Source organism: Dentiradicibacter hellwigii, from assembly GCF_041770905.1.
Classification (GTDB): domain Bacteria; phylum Pseudomonadota; class Gammaproteobacteria; order Burkholderiales; family Rhodocyclaceae; genus Propionivibrio; species Propionivibrio hellwigii.
This window is the reverse complement of the sequence record NZ_JBEUWX010000002.1, coordinates 247558-259412: the sequence shown is the minus strand read 5'-3', so window position 1 is coordinate 259412 and position 11855 is coordinate 247558. Positions and strand designations below refer to the sequence as shown.

The following is an 11855-nucleotide window of genomic DNA, read 5'->3' as shown; positions in this document are numbered from 1 at the left end:
TTCATTCATCGCCCATTCCTGAATAGTCCTTCTGTATCGCAGACTCATCCCGCGCCCTTCCTCCAGCCAGACCGCCCGCTGGGCGACACCGGATGCATGAGATTCAAGCGCTGTCTTCTCCGGCGGAGTGCGCATCGTTTTCCGCCGCCTCGTCGGTATTGTCGTCGGCCTCGGCGATCTTTTCCAGACCGGCCAGCTTTTCACCCTCATCCAGCGCAATCAGCGTCACCCCTTGTGTTGCCCGACCCAGTTCGCGAATTTCGCGCACATTGGTGCGAATCAGCACGCCGCCCGTAGTGATCAGCATGATTTCGTCTTCGTCCTTGACCAGGCATGCCGCGACGACCTTGCCGTTACGTTCGCTAGCGGCAATGGCAATAACGCCCTGTGTGCCACGCCCGGAATGGCGGAAATCAGCCAGCACCGTGCGCTTGCCGAAACCATTTTCGGTCGCCACCAGCACGCTCTCCTGATGATTGTCGGCCACCAGCAGCGAGAGTACCTGCTGCCCTTCGCCCAGCCGCATACCGCGCACGCCGCGTGCTGTACGCCCCATCGGCCGCACGTCTTCCTCATCGAACCAGACGGCCTTGCCACCGTCAGAAACCAAAACGATGTCCTGTACGCCATTGGTAATTTGTGCACCGATCAGGTAATCGCCTTCATCGAGCGCCACGGCAATGATGCCGGCTTTACGCGGATTGGAAAAATCGGACAGCGGGGTCTTTTTGACCGTGCCGCGCGCCGTGCACATGAAGACGAAGCGATCGTCGGCGAATTCTTTGATCGGCAAGATGGCGCTGATTTTTTCCCCTTCTTCAAGCGGGAACATATTGACGATCGGTTTACCGCGGCCATTACGCGAACCTTGCGGCACTTCATAGACGCGCAGCCAGTAGAGACGCCCGCGGTTGGAGAAACAGAGAATCGTATCGTGCGTGTTGGCGACGAACAGCTGATCGACGAAATCGTCTTCCTTGATCGCCGCCGCCTGTTTACCGCGCCCGCCGCGCCGCTGCGCCCGGTAGTCGGCGAGCGGCTGCGATTTGATGTAGCCGCTATGCGTCATCGTCACCACCATATCCTGCGGCGTGATGAAGTCTTCGATGCTCAGATCGTGGGTATCCAGCACAATCTGTGAGCGGCGTGCGTCGCCGAACTGGGCGCGCACGGCGCTCAGCTCTTCGCGCAGGATATCGGTAATCCGTTCCGGCCGCGCCAGGATATCCATCAGATCGGTGATTTTTTCCAACAGATCGGCAAAGTCGGCGACGATCCTGTCTCGCTCCAGTCCGGTTAAACGCTGCAAGCGCAAATCCAGAATCGCCTGCGCCTGCGCTTCGGACAACAGATAGCCATTGTGCGACAGTCCGTATTCCAGCCCCAGCCCCTCCGGCCGCGTGGCGTCAAGCGCAGCGCGTTGTAGCATCTCCGCCACCGTTGTCGAGACCCACAACCTGGCCATCAGTCCGCGGCGCGCATCGGCGGGTGTCGGTGAGGCCTTGATGAGCGCGATAATTTCATCAACATTGTCCAGCGCGACGGCTAAGCCTTCCTGAATATGCGCCCGTTCGCGTGCCTTGCGCAATTCGAACTCGGTACGCCGCGTGACGACTTCACGGCGATGGAACAGGAAGCAATCGAGCAATTGCCGAAGATTGAGCAGACGCGGCTGGTTATCGACCAGCGCCACCATGTTCATACCGAAGGTATCCTGCAACTGCGTCATCTTGTACAGATTGTTCAGGACGACTTCGGGGACTTCGCCGCGCTTGAGTTCAATGACGATGCGCATGCCGGATTTGTCCGACTCGTCGCGCAGATCGGAAATGCCCTCGATCCGCTTCTCGTTGACCAGCTCGCCGATTTTTTCAAGCAGGACGCGCTTGTTAACCTGGTAAGGAATCTCGTCAACGATGATGGCCTGACGATCGGCGCTGCCCTTGATGTCTTCAAAATGCGTCCTGGCGCGCATGACGACGCGTCCGCGTCCGGTGCGGTAGCCTTCACGCACGCCAGAAACGCCGTAGATGATGCCGGCTGTCGGAAAGTCAGGCGCCGGCACGATCTCAATCAGTTCATCGATGCTGATTGCCGGATTGTCCAGGACGGCCAGGCAAGCATTGACGATTTCGTCAAGGTTGTGCGGCGGAATATTGGTCGCCATACCGACGGCGATCCCCGATGAGCCGTTGATCAGCAGATTGGGAATACGCGCCGGCAACACCTGCGGTTCCTGCTCGGCACCATCGTAGTTTGGCCCGAAATCGACAGTTTCCTTGTCGATGTCGGCCAGCAGCTCATGCCCAATGCGCGCCATGCGCACCTCGGTGTAACGCATGGCGGCCGCGCTGTCGCCGTCAATCGAACCGAAATTTCCCTGCCCGTCGACCAGCATATAGCGCAGTGAAAAATCCTGGGCCATGCGCACGATGGTGTCATAGACCGCCGTATCGCCATGCGGGTGATATTTACCGATCACGTCACCGACGATACGCGCTGATTTTTTGTATGCCTTGTTCCAGTCGTTACCCAGCTCATGCATGGCATAGAGCACGCGGCGATGCACCGGTTTGAGGCCGTCGCGCGCATCGGGCAGCGCCCGGCCGACGATGACGCTCATCGCGTAATCGAGATACGAACGGCGCATTTCATCTTCGAGGCTGACGGGGAGTGTTTCCTTGGCAAAGGCGTCTACAGGCTGTTCCATTTTTCTCGCACAGAGTTGGAGTGTTTTTCTGAACGCATCGCGATTCTTGGCGGAAAATCGTCAAACCCTACCGGATTTGCCGTTCAGAACCCCACGATTGCGCGCAAGTTGGCGCAATACAAACAGGATTTCAGACTTCCCCAAGAACCTGCGCAACAATAAATATATAGAGGCATAATTTTAGCATGGAGCCAATGCCCTTCCTGGGAGCGCATGACAGCACAGCCAATGCACCATAGAAACATCAAGCCGCGAAAAACTGTCACATGAATGACAAAAGCTGGCGAATTCACTCGCGTTATATGAAATATAGAATGGTTTACCATGCGTTTGCTGGAACAGCCTACGACTATGGCGATAGGCCGGCGATATATCCATAACGACTGCATGAAAGGAGATCGCATCATGAAAAAGAGCTTTATTTACCTGACAGCCGCAACACTGACCCTCGGCGCCTGTGCGACCATGGAGCCGCCGAACTCTACGACGGCAACGCACACCGGCATTGGCGCAGCAGCAGGCGCGGCTGTCGGCGCCGCCGTCACGCGCGGCAACAACCGCCTGCGCGGCGCGGCCATCGGCGCAGCCATCGGCGGTGCGGGCGCCTATCTGTGGTCAAAGCACATGCAGGAGCAAAAAGCGGCCATGGAACAAGCAACGCAAGGCACGGGCGTGACGGTCAGCCAAACGGAAGATAACCGCCTGAAGCTCGACATCCCCAGCGATATTTCCTTCGACAGTGGCCGCTATACCGTCAAGTCCGCTATGTATCCGGTACTCGACCGCTTTGCCACAACGCTAAATCAGCATCAGGCAACCCGCGTCACCATCATCGGCCATACCGACAGCTCTGGATCAGACGCAATCAATAACCCCCTGTCGATCAATCGTGCAGCCGCTGTGCGGGATTACTTAGTTGGCCGAGGCGTCAATATCAACCGCATCACCGTCGATGGCCGCGGATCGCGCGAACCCATTGCGGACAACGCCAGCGCAAGCGGTCGTGCCAGAAACCGGCGCGTAGAAATCTTTGTTGCCGAAAATACCGGCTCCTGAGCGCTATCGCATTTCATAGGCCTTTTGCCATAAGGCGCCTCTGAAGCCCTTGTAAACAAATAGAGCCCCTCCAAGGGGGTGCCCGGAATCCCTTATAAACAGGGCATCTCCGGGCGCCCTGCCCGGAGATCCTTTATCCACGCGGGTTTCAGAGCGCCCGTCCGAAAATCCGCTTAGGCGCCATCCCATGAACAACACTGCCCACGCGCCGAAACTATCGCCGCCTGTTCCCATCGACCTGCTGATCGAAGCGTGCTGGATCATCCCTATCGAACCAGCGAACGTCACGCTGGAAGACTATGCACTTGCGATTGATCAGGGCAACATCATCGCACTCTTGCCGCAAGCCGAGGCGCGCACGCGCTTTGCGCCCCGCGAGACGGTTCTGCTGCCCAACCACATCCTGATGCCCGGACTGGTCAATCTGCACACACATGCCGCCATGACGCTGCTGCGTGGGCTGGCCGATGACCTTCCGCTTATGGAATGGCTGAAAAACCATATCTGGCCGGCCGAAGCCAAACATGTTTCACCACAGTTTGTTTATGACGGCACACGGCTTGCCTGCGCCGAAATGCTGCAAGGCGGCATTACCTGCTTCAACGATATGTATTTTTTCCCGAAAGCGGCAGCCGAAGCGGCCCTTCATGCGGGCATACGCGCCTCCATTGGCCTGGTGACCATGGAATTCTCCACTGCCTATGCGACCGATGCGGACGATTATCTGGATAAAGGTATGACGGTGCGCGACCAATTGCGCAATGAAACATTGCTCAGTTTCTGCCTGGCACCCCATGCGCCCTATACGGTCAGTGATCAGAGTTTTGCCAGAATTCTGACATTATCCGAACAATGTCATTTGCCGATTCATCTGCACCTGCATGAAACCGCACAGGAAATTACTGATGCCGAAAAACAGTACGGTCAGCGGCCGCTGGAACGCCTGCGCCAGATCGGCTTGCTCAGTCCGGGATTGATTGCCGCACACGCCGTTCATCTGACCTGCGACGAAATCGATACATTGGTTGCGCATGGCTGTTCCGTCGCACATTGCCCAAGCGCCAACCTCAAACTGGCCAGCGGCATTGCCCCGGTTGCTGACATGATCGCTCATGGCCTCAACGTCGGCCTGGGCACAGATGGCGCAGCAAGCAACAACCGACTCGACATTTTTATGGAAATGCGCATGGCCGCGCTGCTTGCCAAGGCGCAGAGCGGAGATGCCGAGGCTGTCGGCGCACACCAGGCATTACGTATGGTGACACTAGCCGGTGCACAAGCACTCGGCCTAGATGCTCGCATCGGATCACTCCGTCCAGGCAAAGCCGCCGACCTATGCGCCATCGACACGGCAAAAATCCCACTCACCCCCTGTTACGACGCGGCTTCACTCGCCGTTTACAGCGCCGGTCGTGAGCATGTCAGTGACGTATGGGTTGCAGGAATACAACGCTTAAAAAGCGGTCAACGGGTTGAAAATGACGAAATCGAGTTGATAAACTCCGGACGCCTATGGCAGAATCGGGTTCGTCTAAGTAAGTGATGTTTGACATTTTTTAACTGAGGCGTTTCGGGCTTGTCGGCTACCACCGCAGGCTTTAACCATTAGAGGACTTTCAGATGAAGAAGACAGCAAAACATAATTTGATGGCCGCACTGGCCGTTACCCTCGGCTGCTGCGCGTCATTCGCCCAGGCTCAGGCCTCTGAAAATTTCACCAGCGTTTACGTTATTGACCAGCGCGGCGAAGTGGTTCTCAACAATTATGGTCAATGCTGGCGCACCGGCTACTGGACGCCGGCAGCCGCTGCACAGGACAAGAATGGTTGTAAATGTGACAAAGATCTGATTCCGAGAGAAGTTTGCGAACCGGCTGCTGCGCAACCCGTACCGCAACAACCTGCTGCTTTCGGTGAAAAAGTGACAATTGCCGCTGACGCGCTGTTCGACTTCAACAAGTCTGTGCTGCGTCCGGAAGGCAAGGCCAAACTTGATGAAGTTGTCGCCAAGGCTGGAGAACTTGAACTTGAAGTCGTGATTGCCGTCGGCCATACCGACCGCATCGGCGGCGCCGCTTACAACCAACGTCTGTCCGAAAAACGCGCGGCTTCCGTCAAGGATTATCTGGTTTCCAAGGGTATCCCGGCTAACCGCGTTTACACGGAAGGTAAGGGTAAGACCCAACCGAAGACCAAGCCGAATGAATGCCGTGGTCCGAAGAGCAAGAAGGTTATTGCTTGCTTGCAACCTGACCGCCGCGTCGATATTGAGCTGATCGGTCGCAGAATCACGAAGAAATAATCGGCAGTATTGAGGAACTTAAAAGCCCTGCTCCGGCAGGGCTTTTTATTTCCCATATTTGTTCGGCGCGGTCTTTTTGCCGCTTCTGGCGCTACCCACACCTCTTTTCTCCAGCAAGCCTCGCCTCCTGCATTATTTTTGTGACGCTATAGCACTCTCAAATTTCTCCTGTTGCTTTATCCTATTTTGAGTCTATTTTTAAAAACTCCAAAGTCATGCAAAACGCCGACCTGAAAGAATTGGATAAATTCAGCCAACTAGCCCATCGTTGGTGGGATCTAAACAGTGAATTTCGCCCATTACACGACATTAATCCGCTCCGTATCGGCTGGATCAACGAGATTATCTCGGTCAACGAGAAAAAAATTCTTGATGTCGGTTGCGGTGGTGGCATTCTGGCGGAAGGGCTGGCAGCGCTTGGGGCACAAGTCACCGGCATCGATCTGTCCGAAAAAGCGCTAAACGTCGCTAAATTACACTTGCTGGAAAGCGGGCACAGTATCGATTACCGCCACATCGCGGCAGAAGATCTGGCTGCACAATCGCCGGAGACCTACGACATCGTTACCTGCATGGAGATGCTGGAACATGTTCCTGATCCGGCCAGTATCGTCACAGCCTGCGCCGCACTGACCCGGCCCGGCGGGCATCTCTTTTTCTCTACGCTTAATCGCAATCCAAAATCTTTTCTTTTTGCTGTGATTGGTGCCGAATACCTGCTACAACTACTCCCCAAAGGCACTCATGAATACGCCAAATTTATCCGCCCTTCAGAACTGTCGCGCTGGGCAAAAAATTCCGGCCTATCACCGAGCAGGCTTATTGGCCTGAGCTACAACCCTATTACACGTACCTACTCCCTGGGCAGCGACACCAGCGTCAATTATCTGATGCATGCCGTCAAACCAGCACTTTGCATGACACAATAGCGCCACCAGAAAAACCTGAAAACACAAAGCACCGCACAGCGACGAACACACCGCTTCTTTACCGTCGTTCTTCCCGCCACTTGTTCTCATCCCCTGAATCAAGGATAATTCGCGCTCCTTCGGTGCAAACCGAATGCGCGTGATGCCCCGATGGCGGAATCGGTAGACGCAGCGGATTCAAAATCCGCCGCCGCAAGGCGTGCCAGTTCGACTCTGGCTCGGGGCACCAGAATTTTCTAGATACCTAAAATTACAGCGCTGCCGAAATGCCGTCCTACGGCAATCTCCCGCCCCTCCCCCGTACCGCGCTACCCCACATCGAAACTGGCGGGGGAAATTTCGTATGCTGACCCTTGACGATTTCGACTTCGACCTGCCGGCCGAATTGATCGCCCAACACCCCTCCAGTCAACGCACGGACAGCCGTCTGCTCCATGTCGAGGCCAATGCGCTGCACGACCTGCGCTTCGGTGATCTGCTGCAATGCATTCTGCCCGGTGACCTGCTGGTATTCAACGACGCCCGCGTCATCAAGGCGCGACTGTACGGCCGCAAGGCCAGCGGCGGACACATTGAAGTCATGATTGAACGGATCATCGATCCTCACCATGCTATCGCCCAGATCCGCGCCAGCAAAGCCCCCCGGCCAGGCAGTGTGATCGAGCTGGAAAACGCCTTTACCATGACAGTGCTCGGACGTGCCGGCCGACACGGCGAATTCTTCGAACTCCGCCTGACGGAACAGGGCGACTTGTACGCATTGACCGAACGCCACGGCCACTTACCGTTACCGCCCTATATTACCCACACGGCCGCAGCCGAGGACGAAACCCGCTACCAGACGGTTTACGCCCGCCACGCCGGCGCGGTGGCAGCGCCCACCGCTGGCCTGCATTTCGACACAGCGCTACTTGCCGCATTCGAACGCAAAAACGTCGCACTTGCCTACCTCACCCTGTATGTGGGCGCCGGCACCTTCCAGCCTGTACGCGTACATAACATTGCCGAACACCGTATGCACTCGGAGCGCTTTGAACTGCCGCAAGCCACTGTCGATGCCATCGCCCATACCCAGGCAAATGGCGGTCGCATCGTCGCCGTCGGCACAACCAGTCTGCGTGCGCTGGAAGCCGCCGCACAAAGTGGAACCCTGCGCGCTGGCGCAGCCGAAACCGATATTTTCATCACGCCCGGTTATCGTTTTCGCGTCGTCGACCGGCTCATCACCAACTTTCACCTGCCAAAATCGACGCTGTTGATGCTCGTCTCAGCCTTCGCCGGGCAGGATGTCATCCGTACCGCCTATGCACACGCCATTGCCAAACGCTACCGCTTCTTCAGCTATGGCGACGCCATGCTTTTAGAGCGGCAGTAAAGGACGCAACCATGCAGTTTGAACTCCTCGCTCACGACGGCGCCGCCCGCCGCGGCCGCCTGACACTGGCCCACGGCGTTATCGAAACCCCCGTGTTTATGCCTGTCGGCACATACGGCACGGTCAAGGCGGTCACGCCGCGCGATCTGGCCGGCATCGGCGCACAAATCTGTCTCGGCAACACCTTCCACCTGTGGTTGCGCCCCGGACTCGAAACGATTGCCCTGCACGGCGGCCTGCACCGCTTCATGGGCTGGGACAAACCCATTTTGACCGACTCCGGCGGCTTTCAGGTTTTTTCACTCGGCGCGTTGCGCAAAATCAGTGAAGAAGGCGTCCGCTTCGCTTCACCGATCGACGGCAGTCAGCGTTTTCTGACGCCGGAAGAATCAATGCGCATCCAGCATACGCTCAATTCAGACATCGTCATGATTTTTGACGAATGCACGCCTTATCCGGCGGATTTTGATACCGCCGCGCAGTCGATGCGCCTGTCGCTGCGCTGGGCGCAGCGCTCGCGCGAGATGCACGATCGCCTGGGCAATCCCAATGCCCTCTTCGGCATCGTCCAGGGCGGTATGCACGAAACGCTGCGCGACGAATCGCTGGCCGGCCTAGCCGACATCGGGTTTGATGGCTTTGCCATCGGCGGCCTCTCCGTCGGCGAACCCAAAGAAGAAATGGCGCGCATCCTGGCGCATACCGCACCGCGTCTGCCGCAGGAAAAACCACGTTACCTGATGGGCGTCGGCACGCCGGAAGACCTGGTGCATGGCGTACAAACCGGCATCGACATGTTCGACTGCGTCATGCCGACGCGCAACGCCCGCAACGGCCACCTGTTCACCCGCCATGGCGACATCCGCATCAAAAATGCGCAGTACAAAAACGACCTGCGCCCCCTCGACGAGACCTGCGACTGCTACACCTGCCGGCACTTCTCCCGCGCCTACCTGCATCACCTGTTCCGCGTCGGCGAGATCCTCGGCGCCCAACTCAATACCCTCCACAACCTGCGCTACTACCAGACGCTCATGAGCGAATTGCGCACGGCGATCGCAGAGGGCGGCCTGGAGGCTTTCACCCGGCGTTTCCGCGCCGGGCGCGCGCAGCAGGGTGATATAATCCGCTGATTATTTTTTTGACCTTTTTCAGGAGATTACCGTGCTGATCAGCTCCGCTTATGCCCAAGCCCAGGCTGCCGCACAGCCAGGCGGCGGTTTTGAACAGATTTTCCTCATAATTCTGATGTGCGCCGGCATGTATTTCTTCTTCATTCGCCCGCAGAACAAGAAGGCCAAGGAACACAAAACAATGGTCGAAGGGCTGGCGAAGGGCGATGAAGTCATCATGCAAAGCGGTATGGCCGGCCGCATCGCCAAAGTCAGTGATGACCTCATCACCGTCACGATCGCCGAGAACGTTGACGTGCTCTTCAAAAAAGAGGCCGTCGCCATCGTTCTGCCCAAAGGAACCCTGGAAAAACCGGGAACAGCGGGCACGCCGAAAAATACCTAAACACCCGCCACCTTCAATTCCACCGCGCCGCATCGCCCAGCCGCCTGATTTATTGCCCTTTTTCGCCCCATGAACCGCTATCCGCTCTGGAAATACATTCTTATCGCCATTGCCCTGCTGCTGGGCTTCATCTACACCCTGCCGAATTTTTTTGGCGAATCGCCCGCCGTACAAGTCTCCAGCGCCAAGGCCACGATCAAGACCGATGGCAAGACGCTCGAACGCGCCGAGGCTGCGCTTCAGGCCGCCTCGATTGCGCACGACGGCACCTTCCTCGACACGGTCGGCGTCAAGGTGCGCTTCAAGGATACCGACACCCAGCTCAAAGCCAAGGATATCCTCGAAAAAGAATTCAACCCGAACGCCGCCGATCCGGAATACGTCGTTGCGCTCAACCTGCTCTCCAGCTCGCCGCAATGGCTGACCCGCCTGCACGCGCTGCCCATGTACCTGGGGCTTGACCTGCGCGGCGGCGTGCACTTTCTGCTCCAGGTCGACATGAAAGGCGCACTCTCCAAACGGCTCGACTCGCTGGCCGCCGACCTGCGCAGCCAGATGCGTGACAAAAACATCCGCCACAGCGGCATCAACCGCGAAGGAGAACGCATCAGCATCCGTTTCCGTGACGCCGAGACCCGCAACAAGGCGCGTACCTTGCTGGAAAACGACCAACCCAGCCTGGCGCTGACCGAACAGGGTGACGGCGACAACCTGCGCCTGGACGCTACGCTCAAACCGACGGCGCTGAAAGAAATCCAGGAATCGGCCATCCGCCAGAACATGGGCACGCTGCATAACCGGATCAACGAACTGGGCGTGGCCGAGCCGGTCATCACCCAGCAAGGCGCCGACCGCATCGTCGTTCAGCTGCCCGGCGTGCAGGACACCGCCAAAGCCAAAGACATTCTTGGCCGCACGGCGACGCTGGAAATTCGCATGGTCGATGACACGCCGGGCGCGCTCGAAGCGGCGCTCACCGGACAGGTGCCGTTCGGCACCGAGCTGTACGTCGAGCGTGGCGGCCATCCGCTGCTGGTCAAGAAACAGGTTGTCCTGACCGGCGACCGTCTGACCGACGCCCAAGCCGGCTTCGACAACCAGACACAGGAACCGGCCGTGCATCTAACGCTGGATTCGGCTGGCGCGCGCATTTTCCGCGACATCACGCGCGAAAACGTCGGCAAACGGATGGCGATCCTGCTCATCGAAAAAGGCAAGGGCGAAGTCGTCACCGCGCCGGTTATCCGCACTGAAATCGGCGGCGGCCGCGTCCAGATTTCCGGCCGCATGAGCTCCAGCGAAGCAAGCGACGTCGCCCTGCTGCTGCGCGCCGGCTCGCTGGCCGCACCGATGGAAATCGTCGAAGAACGCACCATCGGCCCCAGTCTCGGCGTCGAAAACATCCGCAAAGGTTTCCATTCCACGCTCTGGGGCTTTGTCGTCATCGCCGTTTTCATGATCGCGTACTACATGCTGTTCGGCCTCGTCTCGGTCATTGCCCTGAGCGCCAACCTGCTCTTCCTGGTCGCCCTGCTCTCCTTCCTGCAAGCGACGCTGACGCTGCCCGGCATCGCCGCCATTGCCCTGACGCTGGGCATGGCGATCGACTCCAACGTGCTGATCAACGAGCGCATCCGCGACGAGCTGCGGCAGGGGCTGACACCGCACGCCGCCATCTTCCAGGGCTACGACCGCGCTTTCAACACGATTCTCGACTCGAACATCACCACGCTGATCGCCGGTCTCGCGCTGCTCATTTTCGGATCCGGGCCGGTACGCGGCTTTGCCGTCGTTCACTGCCTCGGCATCCTCACCTCGCTGTTCTCATCGATCACCGTCTCGCGCGCACTGGTCAACCTCATCTACGGCCGCCGCCGCAAAATCGAATCGCTGTCTATCGGGCAGGTCTGGAAACCTGATCACGACACCCGGACAACGGCAAAAACAGCAAAATAAGGATCGACGT

The 11855-nt window shown here is 57.9% G+C and carries 9 protein-coding genes and 1 tRNA gene; 9 read left to right on the top strand and 1 reads right to left on the bottom strand.

Annotated features, from left to right (window positions below; translation table 11 throughout):
• Positions 1 to 103: 103 nt before the first annotated feature.
• Entirely contained in the window at positions 104 to 2710 is a 2607-nt protein-coding gene (gyrA, locus tag ABCS64_RS03490) for a DNA gyrase subunit A (protein WP_418890534.1), read from the bottom strand.
• Between the two features lie 405 nt (positions 2711 to 3115).
• Here gyrA and ABCS64_RS03485 point away from each other — a divergent pair, with 405 nt between their 5' ends.
• The 9 genes from ABCS64_RS03485 (at position 3116) to secD (ending at position 11845) form a co-directional block, all read left to right on the top strand.
• A complete protein-coding gene (locus ABCS64_RS03485; protein WP_418890533.1) occupies positions 3116 to 3766 on the top strand; it encodes a YiaD family glycine zipper/OmpA-like lipoprotein in 651 nt (216 codons plus the stop codon).
• 187 nt (positions 3767 to 3953) lie between these two features.
• On the top strand, positions 3954 to 5309 hold the full coding sequence (locus ABCS64_RS03480; RefSeq protein ID WP_418890532.1) for a TRZ/ATZ family hydrolase: 1356 nt from the start codon (positions 3954 to 3956) through the stop codon (positions 5307 to 5309).
• A gap of 77 nt (positions 5310 to 5386) precedes the next feature.
• Positions 5387 to 6067: an OmpA family protein gene (locus ABCS64_RS03475; protein ID WP_418890531.1), complete on the top strand. Its 681-nt coding sequence runs from the start codon at positions 5387 to 5389 to the stop codon at positions 6065 to 6067.
• 215 nt (positions 6068 to 6282) lie between these two features.
• The gene (gene ubiG, locus ABCS64_RS03470; protein ID WP_418890530.1) at positions 6283 to 6996 is read left to right on the top strand and encodes a bifunctional 2-polyprenyl-6-hydroxyphenol methylase/3-demethylubiquinol 3-O-methyltransferase UbiG; all 714 of its coding nucleotides are present in this window, start codon (positions 6283 to 6285) and stop codon (positions 6994 to 6996) included.
• Between the two features lie 144 nt (positions 6997 to 7140).
• A tRNA-Leu gene (locus tag ABCS64_RS03465) sits at positions 7141 to 7225 on the top strand.
• A gap of 114 nt (positions 7226 to 7339) precedes the next feature.
• The gene (gene queA / locus ABCS64_RS03460; protein WP_418890529.1) at positions 7340 to 8371 is read left to right on the top strand and encodes a tRNA preQ1(34) S-adenosylmethionine ribosyltransferase-isomerase QueA; all 1032 of its coding nucleotides are present in this window, start codon (positions 7340 to 7342) and stop codon (positions 8369 to 8371) included.
• 11 nt (positions 8372 to 8382) lie between these two features.
• Positions 8383 to 9504 carry a tRNA guanosine(34) transglycosylase Tgt gene (tgt, locus tag ABCS64_RS03455; protein ID WP_418890528.1) on the top strand — a complete coding sequence of 374 codons (1122 nt, stop codon included), beginning with the start codon at positions 8383 to 8385 and terminating at the stop codon, positions 9502 to 9504.
• A 31-nt stretch (positions 9505 to 9535) separates the two neighbouring features.
• A complete protein-coding gene (yajC, locus tag ABCS64_RS03450) occupies positions 9536 to 9889 on the top strand; it encodes a preprotein translocase subunit YajC (protein ID WP_479686646.1) in 354 nt (117 codons plus the stop codon).
• Positions 9890 to 9958: 69 nt separating this feature from the next.
• Positions 9959 to 11845, top strand: coding sequence for a protein translocase subunit SecD (gene secD, locus ABCS64_RS03445; protein ID WP_418890527.1), 1887 nt, complete (start codon positions 9959 to 9961; stop codon positions 11843 to 11845).
• Positions 11846 to 11855: the final 10 nt, after the last annotated feature.